This is a genomic window from Fructilactobacillus sp. X2R1C1, assembly GCF_059901435.1.
The window spans coordinates 133917-153342 of the sequence record NZ_JBWXUV010000003.1; the positions used below are offsets into that span (position 1 = coordinate 133917).

Below are 19426 nucleotides of genomic sequence, written 5' to 3' on the forward strand. Positions count from 1 at the left end.
GATTGAACGTCTGACTTCTTTATTAATTACTTACTTATACAATGAAGTTGATAATGGCCATCAAGATTGGAACGACGATCACAAACAGAATCGTACTGGTTACAACCAGGTTAGTAGCGTAATCAACGTCACCATGGGACTGACTAACCAGAATTGGAAGCACAGCCAAACCAGGGGTGGCAGATTGAATTACTAAGGTGCCAAATTCGATGTTTGGAATCCCAGCACCGGTGTGCATGAAGACCAGTAAGGTTCCAATCATAATTGCCGGAGCAATCACGAAACGAGCAAGTAGTGCGGCAATGGAATCCTTATCAAAGTGAATTGATGAAAGACCGGCATCGGCCAAAATAATCCCAATGTAGATTAAGGATAATGGTGTTACAAGACCACCAATCATGTTACAAGTCTTGTCAATCCACATTGGCAACTTAACGTTAACAATCAGAATCCAAACTAACGCAACCAAGAAACCAATCAGTGGAGCTGGAAGCAACTTCTTCCAGTTAAAGTTCCCCTTGCTTTCACCCTTCTTCTTGGTGGGATCGTCTCCTGAGATGAAGAAGATTCCGATGGCCCAAGTTGAGATGGTGTTCATTACATAGTAAATCAGGAAGTAAGTCATCCCAGAAGTTCCAAATAGTGCCAAGTTCAAGGGCAGCCCAATGAAAATGGTGTTGGCGTTCACCGCCATGTTAATGAAAGTTCCCCTACGACCTTTTCTAATTTTTAGGATGTAGACTAGGGCAATGGCGACAATGTAACCTAACGCAAAACTAATTACGGTGTATAACAGTCCGCCAGCTAGCCCAACTAACTTTCCGCGGGTCAAATTATCTAATACTGATACGAAGATTGAAATAGGCAAAGCCACATTCATGATTAAGAATGAGATGTTTCCCTTGAAACTGTCGGCGAATTTTCCCGACTTTCTCAAGAAATATCCAAGTGCAATGACAATGACAATCTCAGCAACACTTTCTAGTGAAGTAATAAACGCTGCCAATGTAACATTCCTCCAATTATTTGTTTAAATTAGTTAAATCTGGGTATTCGGGATACCATTTTTCATCATCAACGGCCGACTTAACGTCCGTAATCTTTTCGCGCGTAATCCCTTGATCAACTGCGCTTTGAGCAACAGCAATCGCAACGGTCTCAGAGAATTCGGTTAACTGGTCAACTGGTGGCAAAATGGCAGCCCCAGGAACCGTTGAATCCACAATTCCACCAAGGGAATGAGCAGCAGCACTAATCATGTCGTCGTTAAGTTTAGTGGCGGTGGCAGCAATGGCACCTAACCCAATTCCTGGGTAGACTAAGGCGTTGTTAGCCTGTCCAATCTCATACTTAACTCCGTTGTATTCAACGGGTGCACTTGGAACACCGGTAGCGACTAAGGCACGACCATCAGTCCATTTGATCAAATCGGAAGCAGTTGCTTCAGCCAACTTAGTTGGGTTTGAGATTGGCATGATGATTGGACGGTCAGTATGAGCGGCCATTTCCTTAATAACATCTTCAGTAAATGCGCCGTGTTGAGTAGAAGTTCCAACCATGATTGATGGATGAACAGCCTTCACAATTGAGAGTAAGTCGGTCAGGTTTTCTGAGTCAGAGAATTCAGAACGACTTCTCGCAAACTCTTTTTGTCCAGGAGTTAGGTCGGACATGTCGTCAAACAAGAGGCCTTGCTTATCAACCATGTAGAAATGCTTCTTAGCTTCTTCCTCGGATAAGCCAGCTTGCACCATCTCTTCACAAACCCGCTCGGCAATTCCGACGCCGGCAGTTCCGGCACCAAAGCACAGGTACTTCTGATCGGTCATCTTTTCACCAGAAATCTTAAGGCCACCTAAGACACCAGCAAGGACGATAATTCCAGTTCCCTGGATGTCATCATTAAAGACCAAGTAATCATCCTTGTACTTATCAAGGATGTTTGAAGCGTTGGCACGCCCAAAGTCTTCAAAGTGTAAGTATAAATTAGGGAACAAGTCTTCTGCTTCTTTTACAAACTTGTCAACGAAGTCGTAGTACTTTTGGCCGTAGTCACGGTTCTGGTGATTACCAAGGTAGAGTGGATTGTCGAGTAAACTCTTGTTAGTAGTTCCAACGTCTAAGACCACTGGTAGGACTTCAGATGGGTCAATGCCAGCAGCGGCACTGTAAACCATTAATTTACCAACCGGGATGTCAATTCCTTGAGTTCCCCAGTCACCAATTCCAAGGATTCCTTCGCCATCGGTTACAACGATCAACTTGATATTGCGTCCGGAAGCAGTGTTCTTTAAACTTTCACGGATCGTTTCAGGGTCATCGTGATTGATTGATAAAAACGCCGCGTTTTGTGGGTTAACGTACAATCTGGAATAGTTTTCAATTGAGTCAGCAATCGTTGGGTCGTAAACGACTGGCATGAATTCAGTGACATGTTTAGCGAAGGTAGCATAGAATAGAACCCGATTTTCGTTGAAAATACTCATCAAGTAGATGCGTTTTTCAAGGTCACTACCCTTGTGTTGGTATTCGTCATAAACGTTTTCAACCTGTTCGCCCAAAGTTTGAACGTTCGGTGGAAGCATCCCCACCAGTCCTAATGTCTTTCGTTCATCATCAGTAAATGCAGTCCCTTTATTGATAAAGGGATTGTTCAATATTTCTTCACCTTTAGCCATATTTTAAGACTCCTTTTTGTAGTAAAATAGTCTGTAATTGATTCTTTTAAATACTAATTCACTATCAAAAAGATAGTCAAACACGATTTATTCATAAATTTAATTTATATGAGGTCATCATGAAGCTAAAAGATTTAATGTACTTCAACAAGTTAACCGAGCTTAAAAATTACACCGACGTTTCTAAGTATTATCACGTTAAACAGCCCACGATTACCATGGCCATTAAGCGTTTAGAGGATAACTTCAACGTCGAATTAATTAATCGAAATCAGGCCCACCACCAAATTAAACTCACTAAGGCCGGCGCCGACCTTGAAAAACACGTCCAGGTAATTATGAAGGAAGTAGACAAAATTAACAACGAAATGGGCAGCATCAGTGACCATGTCATTCGCTTTGGTCTTCCACCAATCATTGGCAACTACTATTTTCCCAAGCTGGCGTCCGAGCTATTTTCACTTGGGATCCTAAATGATCTTGATAACTCAGAGAGTGGTTCCAAAAAGCTTTTAGGGGAATTAAAAGACGGTCGAATCGACTTAGCACTTTTAGGATCATCCAAACCGCTTGAAAGTAACGAGATTGACGCGACGGTTTTAACCAAAGACCACTTCATGCTGGTCGTGAATCGACAGTCACCACTGGCAGACGCTCACTCCGTTAAATTTGCTGACCTCAAAAACGAAGAGTTTGTGGGCCTCTCCAGTGACTTCGTTCACACTCAGGTCTTTTCGGATCTGTCTAAGCTTCACGCCATTCACCCCAAAATTAAGTATCAAACGTCTGACATTGAGCTAGCCAAACAATTAGTCTCTGAAGACGTGGGGATCACCTTTTTGGTTAGTAAGGCCATTAAACCTTTCGACAACCTCGTCTCCATCCCCATTGATGATGAAGACTTACCCCCGTTTTATGTTTCGGTGGCCTTTCGTAAAAGTCACGTTCTTTCACCCGAAGAGCAAGAATTAATCAACGTTTTAACCAAATCAATTGCACAAAAAAAGTAGGAATTCCGTTTGGAATTCCTACTTTTAATTTTGTAATGACTTAGAAACTAAACTTCTTTGTCAGTTTGAGTCTCAACCCCAACACCTTCGTATTCGTCAAGAATCATCTTCTTGAGATCTGCGATTAGTGGTTCTTTCGGGTTAGCAGTTGTACATTGATCAGCATATGCCAGTTCGGCAAGATGATCGGCAGCTGCTTCTAACTCTTGTTTGCTTACACCTTGTGACTTCAGATCAAGTTCAACTCCAACCGAGTGAGCTAATTCGATGAAGCGGTGAACCAAGGCTTCCTTCAATTCTTCATTGGAGTTTCCAGGAAGACCAAGGTAGCGAGCGATGTTAGCGTAATCGTCGTCGGCTCTGAATGATTCGTACTTAGGCCATGTGGCAATCTTCTTTGGTTTCTTGAAGTTATATCTGATAACGTGTGGCAAAGTAATGGCGATGGCAAGCCCGTGGGTGATCCCGAATTGTCCACCAATCTTATGAGCAATTGAGTGGGTAATTCCAAGGAAAGCGTTCGCAAATGCCATTCCGGCGATCGTTGAGGCGGTATGCATCTTGTCTCGAGCTTCCATGTTACCGTTGTACGAGTCAGTCAAGTTATCAAAAATCATCTTGATGGCCTGAAGTGACATTGGACGAGTGTAATCTGAAGCCATGGTTGAGACGTATGACTCAATCGCGTGAGTTAAGGCATCAAGTCCGGAGGCAGCAATGGTGCCCTTTGGTACCGTCTTAACAAACTGTGGATCAACAATGGCAACGTCAGGTGTCAAAGCGTAGTCAGCTAATGGATACTTAACGTGAAGCTTTGAATCAGTAATAACTGAGAATGGCGTTACTTCTGAACCAGTTCCAGAAGTACTTGGAATGGCAACCATTTGTGATTTTTCTGGTTTGTTGTATCTGTAAGCACGTTTTCTGATATCTAAGAACTTCTGTTTTGCACCGAAGAAGTCAGTCTCAGGGTTTTCGTAAATCAACCACATCATCTTAGCGGCATCAAGTGGTGATCCTCCACCAAGGGCGATGATGGTGTCAGGCTTAAAGGCGTTCATTTGGGTAACCCCAGCATTCACCATGTCAGTTGTTGGTTCACCATGAATGTCATCGAAGATGTAGTATTGGACGTCATCTTCTCTTCGGTTCAATTCATCTAAGACTTTGTCAACGTAGTGATATTTAACCATAGAAGGACTAGTAACAATAAAGGCCTTTTTAATACCAGGCATGTCGTGGAGGTAGCGAACTGAGTTCTTTTCGAAGTAGATTCGAGGTAGTTTAATCCATTGCATATTATTTCTTCTCTTTGCGATAGTTTTAATGTTCAACAAGTCATAATCAGTAACGTTATGGGAGATTGAGTTTTTACCCCATGATCCAGTTCCAAGCGTAAGTGATGGGGTCATGTTGTTGTACAAGTTACCAACTCCAGCAAGACCAGATGGTGAGTTAACGATCACTCTCGAAGCCTTAACGGCCACCCCAAAGTCAACGGCCAATTGATCATCTGAGGTTTGAATTGCTGCGGTATGACCTAATCCACCGTAGTTTAGAAGTTCAGCACAAATTCTGAAAGCATCCTTGTGGTCTTTTGACTTGTAGACCGAAAGAACTGGTGATAACTTTTCCCCTGACATTGGGTACTTAGGACCAATTCCGGTCATCTCAACGGCAAGCACTTGAGTGTCTTCTGGGATCTTGATCTTAGCCATGTCAGCAATTTGTTGCGCAGTGGCACCAGCAATTGGACCCTTAACACTAAGACGCTTGCTGTCAAACATGGCGTCAGTTAATTTTTGTTTTTCTTTTTCTGGAACAAAGTAAACCCGGTTTAATTCGAGTTGTTCTTTTACATCTTTATAGATATCGGCATCGATCACCGCACTATTTTCAGTGGCACAAATCATCCCGTTATCAAAGGTCTTTGATAAAACGATATCGTTAACGGCACGTGGGATGTTGGCGGTTTTTTCAACGTAAACGGGACCATTACCAGGACCAACTCCTAAAGCTGGTTTCCCAGCGGAGTAAGCAGCCTTAACTAATCCAGGACCACCAGTTGCAAGGGTAATGTCAACGCCAGGGTTCTGAATCAAAGCGTTCGTAGCTTCTCGACTAGGCTTTTCAATCCATTGAATGGCGTCCTTAGGTGCACCAGCTTTAACCGCAGCATCACGCACGATTCGAGCAGCTTCAATTGACGATTGAAGGGCTTGTGGGTGCAAACTAAAGATGATGGCGTTTCTAGTCTTCATTGAAATAATTGCCTTGAATAAAGTAGTTGAGGTTGGGTTAGTAACTGGAGTGATTCCAGCAATAACACCGAGTGGTTCAGCAACTTTAATCAGGTCATTTTCAGAATCTTCTGAGATGATCCCAACGGTTTTATCATTACGAATATCGTGCCAAATTTCTTCGGTGGCAAACAAGTTCTTAATGGCCTTGTCTTCTTCAACACCACGTCCGGTTTCTTCATAAGCCATCTTAGCTAATTTTTGGTGGGCGTTAACCCCAGCAAGTACCATGGCGTGGGTAATCTTATCAACCTTATCCTGGTCGAAATTACTCATCTCATCTACGGCAATACGTGCTTTTTGAACTTTGGCATCAATATTCTTATCGATCTCTTCAACATTGGGTTGTTGCTTTGCATCTGTCATACTTCCAGCCTCCAATATTTTCTTGTTATTTTCTTCACAACTAATATCATATCATCATCTTTTTCAAAAAGCAATGGTTCATTGTTATTTTTATCACTTATTATTCTGACGGTTATTAAACTCTTAAAAAATAATTAATTAATTTGACGAATGCTATTGTTAAATAATGCACTAACTGTTAATTAAAAAGACAAATAACGCCCTCATGACGCTATCTGTCTAAATCCTTATTTGTTAAAAAGTTTATGTCTAACTAATCTGACACACTTTTGCACCCCAACAAATGTGAAATCAGTTGTAAGAGCTAATAATAATCCAATTCCTCCGACTGACCACGTAAAGATCGTGACCAACGAGAAAATTTTACCAAGAAAGATGAACACCGCCAAAAAGAGTGTGATACTCAAAACGACGATGGTTAGTTTGTAGCGGTTAAATGGTCGACAAACCATTGTCAAAGCCAACCAACAGATGACCCCAGTAATCAAAACACTCAGTGATGAAGTAATTGAGGTGAATAGTCCAAAAATATCGCCAATCACACCAATCACTAAAATGTAGAAAACGACACTTAGTGCGGCTGGAAGTGAAATTTCATAAATGTTAGAAGCAAAGCGGTCCTTTAAAGCTCGATAATTCGGTTCAAGCGCCAAGAGAAACGATGGGATTCCGACCATTAAGTCATTAATCGGCGTGAGTTGAATTGGTTGAAACGGATAGTTTCTGGCAAAAAACAGAAAGAGCACACTGAGCATAACCGAGAACATGGTCTTAATCAGGTACAGGCAGGCGATGCTATCAATGTTGTTAATAACCCTTCGACCTTCGTTTAACACTTTAATGAGGGCGTCGAAGTTGGAATCAATAATCACAAAATCGGCAATACTCTTGACACTTTCAGATCCTGATGCCATTGCGATTCCACAGTCTGACTGCTTTAAGGCCAGTAAGTCGTTGACCCCATCACCAGTCATGGCAACCGTCCGACCGTTTTCTTGTAACGCCTTAATTAGCCATTGTTTCTGGTCGGGTTTGACCCTTCCAAACACCACGTACTGCTTGACCAAATCACGGTAGTCGGCGTCGTCTTCAATCGTCGTCATGTCAACGTAATCATCGGAATTATGAATGCCGACCCGGTTGGCAATGCTTGAAACGGTGACCGGATCATCGCCAGAAATGACCTTTAAGTCGACCCCCTGGTTATAGAAAAACTGCAGGGTTTCAGAAGCGTTCGGTCGAATGACGTCTGTAATCAAGATTAAGGCAATCAGTTCACTACCAGCGATACTATCCTCGTTTAATTGGTCCACTTTTGCGAGCGCAATGACCCGAAAACCCTGTTCGGCGTAATGTTTAACTTCTTGTTGTTGCTTGTCAGTTAGATCCAAAATGAACTGAGGTGCTCCGAAGACGTATTTGCCTTTGTCGTCTAACTCAGCCCCACTCCACTTTCTCGCTGAAGAGAACGGCACGATCATACTAGCAGCGTATGGGTGCTGCTTGAACTCATTTTTAAGCGCTGAAGCGGTCTCGTTATTGTCATCAATTTCATGGACCAAAGAGCCCATGATTTCGGCAATTTGTTGATCAGTGTAATTAGGTGCTTCTTTCACCATCTGTTTAAATTTCAATTCGCCACTGGTAATCGTCCCGGTTTTATCCAGGCAGATCGTGTTCACCCGTGCCAGAGTTTCAATGGAAGAAAGGTCTCTGACTAAGACCCGTTTTTTGGCCAGGTGATAGGCAGAAATTGCGAGGGTCACTGACGTCAAAAGAACCAATCCTTCCGGAATCATCCCAATCATGGCCGCCACGGTTCCCAGAATGGCATTATTAACGTTCACCCCGTGCATCAAACGGGAAACAAAAAGTGCTACTCCAAGTGGAATGATAATAAACGTCAGAATTTTGATGATTTTTTTAATCAGTGAGATTAAGACACTGTTCTTACTCTTGTCGGTCTTAGCCTGGTTTGTAATCGTGTTAACAAAGGTCTCATCGCCAACTTTAGTTGCAAGCATGAAGGCTTTTCCACTAACCAGAAAACTGCCAGACGTCAGTTCATCTCCGGTGGTTTTCTCAATTGGATTGGATTCACCGGTGATTTGAGACTCATCAACCTCAATCCCCTTGGTTTGTTTTACGACTCCGTCAACCGGTACCTGGTCCCCACGATCCAGTTCAACGATGTCTCCTAAAACAATCTGGTCCGGTTGAATAAGTTCAATTTTTCCGTTCCGTCGAACTTTGATCTTGCTCTGAGACAACAACGCCATTTTGTCAACCTGGCGCTTAGAACGAATCTCCTGAAAGATTCCGATGGTAGTGTTCGCTATGGCAATCACCAAGAACAACATGTTGATATAGCTACCGGTATAGAATACTAGCGCACCAAGAACTACGTTGATTACGTTAAACAGCGTAAAGATGTTTTCCACCAAGATCTGTTTCACAGACTTCGTTAGTGGTTTAGGCGCCGTATTCTTATAACCGTCTGCCACCTGTTGTTTAACTTCCGTACTCGTTAGTCCCTCACTCGGATTCACGTTATTAATATCGATCTGGTCACTTGCCACAGTTACACCTCCTTATGTAATTAATTCATTTCTAATTAATATTGTATAAGAAGGAATTAAATTTTGCACCACTAATGAAAGAAAAGCGCAAAGCTTTAAAAATAGTTAAAAAAAGAGATGGTCCAACCGGATCATCTCTTAACACTTAGTCTAAATTAAATTAGTCAATTTCAACGTGATGGTTTTGGGTTTCATCATCTTGTGATTTTGGCAAAGTAATGGTCAAAACACCGCCATCGTAATCAGCTGAAATCTTGGTCTCATCAACATCAGGGATGTAAAACGAACGGTTAACGTCACTTGATGAACGTTCTCTACTTAAGATCCGACCATTGTCACCCTTATTTTCCTTGTCAATGTCATGAACAGCATGAATTGATAGGGTATCGTTATCATAACTAATGTCAATATCATTTTTTCTAAAGCCAGGTAATTCTGCCTTTACGACGTAGTCATCGCCTTGGTCTAAAACATCAGTTTTCATTCTGTTGCTTCCAGCAACTGAGTTTAATAAACTCTTGCCAAAGTCGCCAAAAAAGTCATCCATTGGATCATAACTAGCTTTTCTTAAATCGTTTGCCATAACTAAAACCCCTTTTTATTATTTTATTTGCTAATCTCTTAGCACCCTCTATACTAGGATGGATCGTCCCTTTCACACAAGAAATTAGCTCATAATTGGGGTAAAAAGTGCTACTTACAAAATAACTTTCGTATTAACCGTTAATTTTTCCTCGAAACCGTAAAATCAAACATTTTTCGTAACATAATAAGGAATTTATTTTAATAAATTGCTTCCATTCAAGCGGCTTTATGATAAAATCAATTAATTATGCCGCTCATCTTAAATACTTAAAAAAATGGATAAGTACGTTATAATATATTTATTGTTTAAAATTTTGAAATGAGGAATGAAATTTGAATACCGGTCAGATAATACTTGATCTAATAATTATTTTAATAACGTTCTTCTTTGCTGCATTCTTTGTCGCGTGTGAGTTCTCACTGGTCCAATCAAGGCCAAGTGCCCTCCAAGAAAAACTGGATGATGAAGATATCAGTGACAAAAAGAAGAAAAAAGTTAATCGTGAAATGAAAATGGTAACCAACCTTAATGAGTATCTTTCGACAACCCAAGTAGGTGTTTCACTTGCAGGAATCATTCTTGGTTGGATTGGTGAATCATTCGTGATTGAAATCCTGGTTTCCATCATGGAATTAAAGGATTTCAGTGTTAATCCTGCTACCGCTCACAGTGTTGGTGCGATTGTTGGGGTACTTTTACTTACCTATTTAGAAGTGGTCTTTACCGAAATTGTGCCTAAAAATATTAGTATTGACATGCCACTGAAGGTTTTGAGCGTGATTGCTGGTCCGCTTCACTTCTTTCACATTTTATTCTATCCATTTGTGTGGTTACTAAATGTGTCAGCAACTGGCGTAGTTAAGTTACTGGGAATCCCCGTGGCAAACGAAAACGACGAGGCCTTCTCACAATCAGAAATTTTGAGTCTTTCAAAGGATGCCGTTAAAAACGGTGACCTGGAGCGAAACGACTATCTGTACATGCAACGATCGTTTGAATTAAACGACAAAGTGGCCAGGGACATCATGATTGACCGGACCCAATTGGTAACGATTGACATCAACGACACGGTTCAAGACGCCATTAACGTTTACATTCAAAAGAAATTCAGTCGAATTCCCGTTGTTAAAGACAACGATAAGGATAATATTCTGGGGTACGTTTACAGTTACGATTTGGTCAGACAATCGCAGGTCGATTCCAACGTCAAGGTCGGAAAGTTAATCCGAAAGATTAGTACCACCCCCGAAACCACTCCCATTACGATGGTGCTTCAACAAATGATTAAGATGCACCAACCGATTGTCGTGGTCATCGACGAATACGGTGGAACGTCTGGTTTAATTACCGATAAGGATATCTACGAAGAGTTGTTTGGAACCGTTCGAGACGAAATCGATCCGCAGGTTAACGAATACATCTTTAAACAGCCCAATGGCACCTTCCAGGTGAACGGAAAATTAAACACGTATGACTTTGAAAAGTACTTCGACGTTGAGATGCCTGCTTTTGACGACTCTGACATCGTTACGATTGCTGGTTTCATCATTGAACAAAACCCTCACATTAAAGTGGGTGACGTTGTTACAATTGATGGCTTTCAGTTTAAGGTTCTTGACTACAAGAACTCGTTCATTAACTGGCTAGAGGTCAATAAACTGGAACCAACTGATGATGAATCAGACGCAGATGACGATCAAAAGACAAATAACTAATATCAATAAAGCCGAGGCTGTCCCTCGGCTTTACTAATACATAGGGGTAATAGAAACAATGAAAACAGTTTTAAAAAAATGTCCGGATTGGCTTTTTTACAGTCTAATTTTTCTGATTATTATCATGGCCTACATCTGGACGTTTTACTTAACCGGTAACTCACTAATCTGGGGAATGGACGGAATTGCCCAACACTACCCCATCCTCGTAAACTTTAAACACATGCTAACTGAATTTCTTGCCCATCCCAGTCACGGCTTTACCAACTGGTCGTTTAACATTGGCCTCGGTGCTGATCAGTTAACCAGTTTTTCGTACTACGTTGTCGGTGATCTCTTCAACTACCTGATCGTTTTATTTCCAGACCACTTACTGGAACTGGGTTACGGACTCCTGGTAATTCTGCGCCTGTACGTTGCTGGATTGGCCTTTTTACTATTCATCAAACAATTTCATTTTAAAAAATACAGTGTCGTACTCGGAACTTTAACTTACACGTTTGCGGGTTACGCCCTTTATTCGGGGATGCACCATCCCTTTTTTATTCTACCGATGATTTTCTTCCCACTGATTTGCTACGGCGTCGAACGCATCATTTATAACCATTCCTTCATTCCACTGATGCTGGCCGTTTCCTTAACTTTTTTAAGTAACTTCTACTTTGCCTACATCATTGGACTTGGCAGTATTATCTACGTCGTCATTAGGTATTTCAGCCTTCGTAAAAATCCTGATTTTCATTTTGTGATTGCACTGGTCAAAATGGTTGCGGCCATTCTAGCGGGAATCTTGATTAGTGCCGTCATTTTCGTTCCGACGCTTTTATTTGCCATGAGTTCCACGAGGACCACTTCGACCTTTGCGAACGGCTATCTTTTCTATCCCCTCTACTATTACCTTTCCATTCCAAGTAAAATTCTCGGAAATGGCTACCTGACCATTAGTTTCTGGCTCATTGTTGGGATTAGTGGACTCGGATTTTTGGGCATTGTTTACACGATGACTCACTTCAAAAAATACCTTTACCTAAACATCGGCCTGTTGGTGGTTTTCATTGGTGCCCTGATTCCGGCTTTTGGAGCCGTCTTTAACGCCATATCGACCCCATCAAACCGGTGGATGTGTTTAGGATTACTTCCAATTGGGATGGCTGCCACGATTCTTTCAGATCATCTCACCACGTTAACTAAACGTGACGTGGAAGTCATGATTGTCGCAATCATCGCTCTCATTGTGCTTATTTGGGCTTCTCGCGGCTTCATCATGAAGCTAAGTGCGCATGACTACGGTGAAATTGTCCTCCTGCTGATTTTAATGGGAGTCATCCTATGTAGTCAGCTCTTTCATTTAAAGCCAGTGACAACCATTGGAAGTGTGACCGCGGTTTTAATCGTTAACCTTATCTCACTTGGCATTGGCTACTACAGTCCCAACGTTGCCGGCTTTTCAAAGGGCATGCTTAATAAACACGTTGCCACTAACTTCATCAATAATTTCTACGACGGAGCCGATCAGTACGTTGAACCACGGTTAGGTGGATATCGGACCTCACTTGGCAACCGATACCACTATGCTGGGAAAAATGACGTCAACTTGTCGAACTACTCTAACATCAATACCAACATCCCAATGTTATTTTCGACCCGTGACATTTCATCATATCTGACGGTGGAAAATGGGGCCATTGGCCAACTTGAAAATTCTGTTCAAAATAACCAACGGACCTTTAACGCTCCGGTCGCTCAAAATGACTACCGCACCACCCTTGATAATCTAATGGGCGTCAAGTACCTCTTTATTCGCACGGGCCAACAAAACAAATCACAACCCTTTGGCTTCAAGATGGTCAAGGGTAAGGACAAAAAGCCGCTCCTGTTTGCGTCTGACAACCCGCTCGTGAACCAAAAGGACCCCGATGGAACCTACGTTTTAAAAAACAAGAACGCACTTCCAATTGCTTACACCCAGGATCAAACGATCTCAAACCGGCAGTACCAAAAACTATCCCCAACCGCACGTGAACAAGCAATGATCAGTGGGGTCCACGTTGATTCGCCAATTAAGGGCATCAAATCAGCCAAGCTAAAACAGAACCAAAAACAACTTAGTTATGAGGTGCAACCGGACTACGAAAAGACCCTTGATAACTACGATAAATTAACGGCATTCACTAACAATTCTAAGAGTATTGAGTACAACGAACCAACCATTAATCACACGTCTCAGAAGACCGCCTTAAAGATCCTTTCCGAAAACGTCCAATTAGAAAATGACACCAAGAAGCAAAATCAAGACGGTCTCCACGTGGTAACTAAGGATGCCCTCGGTAAATCATTCCCGTATTTTCTTAAGATTAAGCAACCTAACCGCACCAAAAATGCCGAAATTTATTTACAATTAGAGGGCATTCAGAGTCACGATTACTCGTCGGCCTCAAAGGAAAGCATGACCAAGCGCCAACACGCCATCAAAAATCAACCGTACACACGGATGATGAAACTAAACGAGAAACGAAAGAACCTCCACACTCCGTTTGTCGGTCAGTACTCCTTAAATGCCGCAACGAAAGGAATGAAGAACGGTTACTCACAGTATGGACGCGACAATCTTTCAAACTACACGCAAAAGAAAAATGCTTTGATTAACCTAGGGTATTCCACCAAACGCCGTAATCAAATTAAGTTAACGTTTGACGGTGTCCACCAGATTAATTTTAAACACGTAAAGGTTATCGCCGTTCCGTTTGGCAATTCGTATGAACAACAGATTCAAAAACTTCAACGCAACCGTCTCCAAAAACTTCAGGTTAAAAAGAACGAAGTCAAAGGAATCAGTAATAACAAGAAGAAGTCCGTCTTAACCACTTCCATTCCCTATTCAACGGGATGGAAACTCTTCGTCGACGGTAAACAGGTACCCACTACCCGGGTCAACACTGGCTTTGTCGGAGCACCCATTCAAGCTGGTAAACATCGGATTAAACTGAAATACCAAACTCCCGGACTGCTATTAGGATCAATTGCGAGTGCCTTCGGAATTTTAATCCTCGCTATCAGTGGAATCGTCATCTGGATCGTAAAGAAACGAAATTAAATTAAAAACGTACGGATAACTAATTCCGTGCGTTTTTTGGCTGCTTTGACTTCTAAGATTCTGTGCATTTAAACTTGTTAGAGGTTACACTAATAGTGACTATTTTTCATATTTAAGGAGGTAGTAATCATCAAACCGATTCGCATTTTATACATCTCAATTGCCGGTAACACCCGCAACTTCGTGCAAAATTTAGAGGACTACGCGGAAGCCCAGCACCAAAAAGATGCTGGTAACCCACTAATTGAACCAACCGAAATCTCAGATCAAAGTGACTTTGCTGACGAAACATCACCGTACTTTGTTTTCGTGCCGACCTATCTTGACGGTGGCAACGGAATTGATAACGGGGTCAAAGAACTCATGACCAACACCATGGGCGAATACGTTGCTTACGACCATAACGCTAACTACTGCATGGGAATCGTCGGCAGTGGTAATCGCAATTTTAACGTCCAATTTTGTCTCACAGCCAGAAGATATGCGGAACGTTTTAGCGTCCCTGAAATTGCAGAATACGAATTAAGGGGCACCGATCGTGATGTCGTTCGCATTTATCAAACCATGTGTGAAAGAGCCAGAGAATATAGTAATGAAGTCGCTTTCAAAAAATAACAAATAAGAACCATTTTATGAGTGTATTGATTAGCATTTCACAATTTTATCTGGTAGGATAACCTATAATTCATGAATATTGTTTCACACTAGGAGGTAAGTTGCATCATGAAAATTATTGTTGTTGGTTGTACCCATGCGGGAACTTTTGCGGTTAAACAAATCTTAAAAGAGCATCCCGATTATGACTTAACTGTCTATGAAAAAAATGACAATATCTCATTTCTATCATGTGGAATCGCCCTTTATTTAGGTGGCGAAGTTAAGGATCCAAAAGGCCTGTTCTATTCTGATCCAAAGGAATTAAAGGGACTTGGCGCCGACGTGCAAATGAAGCACGAAGTCACTAACATCGACTCGAATAACAAGGAAATCACCGTTAAGGATTTAGAATCCAGTGAAAGCAAGACCGAACATTACGACAAGCTTGTAATGACCAGTGGTTCCCTTCCGGTTGTTCCTCCAATCGAGGGCGTTCATAGCGATCACGTCAAGCTTTGTAAGAACTGGACCGACGCTCAGGTACTTTTCGATGACGCCAAGGACGCTAAACGAATCGCTGTCATTGGGGCTGGATACATCGGGGCCGAACTAGCCGAAGCCTATTCCAAGACTGGCCATGTGGTCACTCTGATTGATGGAGTTGACCGGGTTTTAAGTAAATACTATGACCCTAAGTTTACTGACATCGTTGAAAAAGACTACAAGGACCATGGCGTTAAGTTTGAAGGAAACCAAATGGTGCAAAAGTTCACTGATAACGGTGATACGGTCTCAATTAAGACCAGCAGTGACGAATTTACGGCTGACCTAGCTATTTTGTGCATTGGTTTCAAACCCAACACGAGTCTACTCAAGGGTCAAGTTGACATGCTTGAAAACGGTGCAATCATCACCGATGATTACATGCATGCTTCTAACAAGGACATCTTTGCCGCTGGTGACAGTGCCGCCGTTCACTACAATCCAACCCACAAAAACGCCTACATTCCGCTGGCAACCAATGCGGTTCGTCAAGGAATCTTGGTTGGAAAGAACATCAAAAACGACACCGAAAAATACATGGGAACGCAATCCTCATCTGGTCTGAAGTTGTACGACCGAAACCTCGCCTCAACTGGCTTAACCATGAGTGCCGCTAAGGCTCAAGGCATTAACGCTCATCAAGTAATTGTTGAAGACAACTATCGTCCTGAATTCATGCCCACCACGACTCCTGTGCTAATGTCACTGGTTTACAGTCCTGACACCCGCAAAATCTTGGGTGGCGCATTGACCAGTCTTTACGACATCTCACAATCCGCTAACGTGCTTTCGGTTGCCATTCAAAACGAAAACACCATTGACGACCTGGCTATGGTTGACATGCTGTTTCAACCAAACTTTGACCGTCCGTTTAACTACCTCAACATCTTGGGGCAAGCGGCTCAGGAAAAAGAAGCCCAAAACAAGTAATTGTAAGTAAAATAAAATACACCGCAAAAGAGCCCTTAACTATCGTAAGTAGTTAAGGGCTTTGGTGTCACAATTATTTTTCTCTTTCTTTTTCGACATACTGACTAATTCGGTCCATTGCTTCTTTCAAATTTTCCATTGAAGTAGCATAACTAATGCGGACGTAACCCTCGCCGCCTGGGCCAAACGAACTTCCGGGAATGACGGCTATCTTAGCTTTACGGGCTAAATCATAGCTAAAGTCCATACTATTTTGAATTAAGCCAGCTGGGATTTTAGCGAAAATGTAAAAAGCGCCATCGGGATTGGCCATCTTAAAGCCCATCGCATTCAATTTCTCGTAAACAAAATCACGTCGCTTTCGGTACTCTTTCTTCATGGCATCAGTATCATTCATTCCGTTTCCAAGTGCTTCGGCGGCCGCAGCTTGCGCATTTGTGGTGGTTGAAGTGATCGTAAATTGATCGATTTTTTCAAGTTGGCTGGTGATGTCTTTAGGCGCTGCCATGATTCCAATTCTCCATCCGGTCATCGCGTGTGACTTTGAAACTCCATTCAATAAAATGGTTTGTTCGGGAAGATATTTAGCGATTGAGGCGTGTTTGCCATCATAAGTCAGTTCGCTGTAAATTTCGTCAGAAATCACAAAAATATCATGCTTTTTAATCACATCGGCCAGTTTTTGAAGTTCATCAGGATGATAAGTTTTGCCAGTGGGATTAGTGGGAAAATTCAAGACAATCGCCTTGGTTTTGGGGTGATCCTTTAAATTTTGTTCTAACTGTTCTGGAGTGAGGACAAAGTCAGTTTTAGCGGTGTCCATAAAAATCGGGGTGGCTCCCCGCAGTTTAATAATCGGAAAGTAGAGTGGAAAAATCGGCGTTGGAATTAAAACCTCATCCCCGGGATTTAAAACCGATGTTAACGCCGTATAAATTCCGCCGGTAGCTCCAGCGGTCATAATGATATCCGTCTCCGGGTCGTAGTTTAAATCGTATTTACTTTGTAAAAAGTGCGCAGCTGCATCCCGAAGTCGCTTAGTTCCCTTCGTGGGAGCGTAGTGACTCTCATTTTGTTGAATGCTTTTAATTGCGGCATCCTTAACGTGTTCAGGGGTGTTAAAGTCTGGTTCACCTAACGTTAGAGGAATAATATCAGGAATCTGACTCACCTCATCATTAAATTTTAAAATCGACGATGGTGATAGCTGCAGCATTTCTTGATTCATTTTACTTATTAATGCTTTTGACATTCTAATTCTCCTTTCGATAGACAAAAAAATCCCAGTTAACATTCGATGCTAACTGGGATTAAAAACACATTCGTTATTAGGAATATCCAACGATAATCTGTAATTAGCCTAGTTAGTATCCTTACGGTATCTAATTAGGCCCTCAAAACAACCTTACTTAGATACGCACTTGTACCAAGTAAAGTAAGTATAAAGGTCGTTTTGATGATCAATATGATTATTCATGGAATATTCCTCCTCTTCTTTAATTGCCACTAATTAAACAACTCAAATCACTTTCTGTCAATCATTTTTAAAATATTTATTTCAAAAACGCCATAAAAAAGAGAGCTAACACCAAGGTGTCAACTCTCTTTACACTTAATCTTATTGTTCGTTAAATTGTAAGTCCAAGCTAATGTGCTTACCATCTTTACTATCAATAACACGTGAATCAACAAAGACACTGTTCTTCTTAGTCTTAGTGATGTTGTCCGTTGGGTCAACGTCAACTAAAGTTTGAAAAGCGGCATCAGTTAATTTTGATAGTGGAACGTAAGGGATGAATGGAACACCCAAGTATGAGTGTAATGTTTCATCGTATTGGTCACGCAAAACGTTCATTTGGTCCAAAACGTCTTGAAGGTCTTTCCCAAAATCAGTTACATCCAAGAAGTAAACGTTTCGAACTTCATCAGTTTGTTCCCAAGGTTGGTCAGTCAAGATTGCTGATACTAAATCAGCCATTTTGTCTTCGTAATCTTTAATGTCATCGAGTTTTTCAATAATCTTTTTTTCGCTCATGTCATTCTTCCTCTCAATATTCAGTCTGATAGTTAATGACTATCACTTACAGTAATCATGATATCACATTTGAAGCGACTAATCGACACCTGATCCCCCATTAAGGTGCGGGAAATTGGATTGGATTCTTTTTGTGAGATTGAGAAATAATGGTAAGATAATGCATATAAACTGATTAAAGGAGCACTCAATCAATGAACAATGAAACAGTTGGTAGTCGAATGGACCGCAATGTCGGAAACGTAGTTATTAACGTTGTTGATAAAAACGGTCAAAATTTGACTAACCCATTAAAATATTCGCAAACTCCCGGGGAAGCATTTTCAATCGAAGTCCCTGACCTAAAGGGATACGTCGTTCAGGGACTTAGTGGTGATCAGAATGCCGTCAGTTACCTCACTAACGTCACCTTTAAACGAAACGTTGATTATCCGGCAAACATGGGTAGGGTTGTGGCCGTCAATCCGAACGAGAATATCAACGGAACTTTTGCAAGAGGAACGCTCACTTACAACTTGGTGTACGCACCAAGTGCACAGGTGGTTTCCCTGGGTGTTGATAGAACAGCACCCAATCAAACGCAGTACCAAAGTGCTCTAAAAAAGAAGACACACCACTGGTTCCGCTGGATCGTCATTATTTTCTTAATTATCATTTTGTTGGGAATCTTTGGCTTATACCGTTCAGGAAAGAGTGCCCAGCAACAGGTTAAACAAAATCCGCCCGTGGTGGTTAAAAATTATAACAATAAACCCCAGAACAACGCTGATAATGGTGGCAACAATGGCAGTAATGCAGCTAACCAAAAAACTCAAGATGTCATTGAAAAAGCCAAACAAGAAATCGAACAAAATGCTAGTGAACGGGATAATAATGCTCTTCAACAAATTATCATGACCATCCAAGATGGTATCAATATGATAAAAGCCAACATTGAGTCTTTCATCGGATTCTAATTCAAAAAGAGATCATCACTGATATCAGTGATGATCT

The 19426-nt window shown here is 41.7% G+C and carries 13 protein-coding genes; 6 read left to right on the forward strand and 7 right to left on the reverse strand.

Annotated features, from left to right (window positions below; translation table 11 throughout):
- Positions 1-34: 34 nt before the first annotated feature.
- Positions 35-1006: an AEC family transporter gene (locus AC6UDG_RS05480; protein WP_500696983.1), complete on the reverse strand. Its 972-nt coding sequence runs from the start codon at positions 1004-1006 to the stop codon at positions 35-37.
- 16 nt (positions 1007-1022) lie between these two features.
- Complete coding sequence (locus AC6UDG_RS05485) at positions 1023-2678, reverse strand: malolactic enzyme (protein WP_500706743.1); 1656 nt, start codon at positions 2676-2678, stop codon at positions 1023-1025.
- Between the two features lie 119 nt (positions 2679-2797).
- Between AC6UDG_RS05485 and AC6UDG_RS05490 the strand changes: the two genes are divergently transcribed.
- On the forward strand, positions 2798-3688 hold the full coding sequence (locus AC6UDG_RS05490) for a LysR family transcriptional regulator (protein ID WP_500706744.1): 891 nt from the start codon (positions 2798-2800) through the stop codon (positions 3686-3688).
- Positions 3689-3735: 47 nt separating this feature from the next.
- Here the strand turns inward: AC6UDG_RS05490 and adhE are convergent, their stop codons facing one another.
- The 3 genes from adhE to AC6UDG_RS05505 form a co-directional block, all read right to left on the reverse strand.
- Entirely contained in the window at positions 3736-6354 is a 2619-nt protein-coding gene (adhE, locus tag AC6UDG_RS05495; protein ID WP_500694096.1) for a bifunctional acetaldehyde-CoA/alcohol dehydrogenase, read from the reverse strand.
- A 227-nt stretch (positions 6355-6581) separates the two neighbouring features.
- The gene (locus AC6UDG_RS05500) at positions 6582-8933 is read right to left on the reverse strand and encodes an HAD-IC family P-type ATPase (RefSeq protein WP_500706745.1); all 2352 of its coding nucleotides are present in this window, start codon (positions 8931-8933) and stop codon (positions 6582-6584) included.
- Positions 8934-9093: 160 nt separating this feature from the next.
- Complete coding sequence (locus AC6UDG_RS05505) at positions 9094-9516, reverse strand: Hsp20/alpha crystallin family protein (protein ID WP_500694098.1); 423 nt, start codon at positions 9514-9516, stop codon at positions 9094-9096.
- Positions 9517-9851: 335 nt separating this feature from the next.
- Between AC6UDG_RS05505 and AC6UDG_RS05510 the strand changes: the two genes are divergently transcribed.
- From AC6UDG_RS05510 to AC6UDG_RS05525, 4 genes are all read left to right on the forward strand, one after another.
- Positions 9852-11234, forward strand: coding sequence for a hemolysin family protein (locus AC6UDG_RS05510; protein ID WP_500706746.1), 1383 nt, complete (start codon positions 9852-9854; stop codon positions 11232-11234).
- Positions 11235-11292: 58 nt separating this feature from the next.
- Positions 11293-14328, forward strand: a complete 3036-nt coding sequence (locus AC6UDG_RS05515; RefSeq protein ID WP_500706747.1) for a YfhO family protein — start codon at positions 11293-11295, stop codon at positions 14326-14328.
- Between the two features lie 129 nt (positions 14329-14457).
- The gene (gene nrdI, locus AC6UDG_RS05520; RefSeq protein ID WP_500699661.1) at positions 14458-14943 is read left to right on the forward strand and encodes a class Ib ribonucleoside-diphosphate reductase assembly flavoprotein NrdI; all 486 of its coding nucleotides are present in this window, start codon (positions 14458-14460) and stop codon (positions 14941-14943) included.
- A gap of 108 nt (positions 14944-15051) precedes the next feature.
- Positions 15052-16398 (forward strand): FAD-dependent oxidoreductase, encoded by a 1347-nt coding sequence (locus AC6UDG_RS05525; protein WP_500706748.1) that lies wholly within the window; start codon positions 15052-15054, stop codon positions 16396-16398.
- 73 nt (positions 16399-16471) lie between these two features.
- Here the strand turns inward: AC6UDG_RS05525 and AC6UDG_RS05530 are convergent, their stop codons facing one another.
- Positions 16472-17650 carry an aminotransferase class I/II-fold pyridoxal phosphate-dependent enzyme gene (locus AC6UDG_RS05530; RefSeq protein ID WP_500706749.1) on the reverse strand — a complete coding sequence of 393 codons (1179 nt, stop codon included), beginning with the start codon at positions 17648-17650 and terminating at the stop codon, positions 16472-16474.
- Between the two features lie 366 nt (positions 17651-18016).
- Positions 18017-18433 carry a hypothetical protein gene (locus tag AC6UDG_RS05535; protein WP_500694103.1) on the reverse strand — a complete coding sequence of 139 codons (417 nt, stop codon included), beginning with the start codon at positions 18431-18433 and terminating at the stop codon, positions 18017-18019.
- 194 nt (positions 18434-18627) lie between these two features.
- Between AC6UDG_RS05535 and AC6UDG_RS05540 the strand changes: the two genes are divergently transcribed.
- Positions 18628-19389, forward strand: a complete 762-nt coding sequence (locus tag AC6UDG_RS05540; protein ID WP_500706750.1) for a hypothetical protein — start codon at positions 18628-18630, stop codon at positions 19387-19389.
- Positions 19390-19426 lie beyond the last annotated feature (37 nt).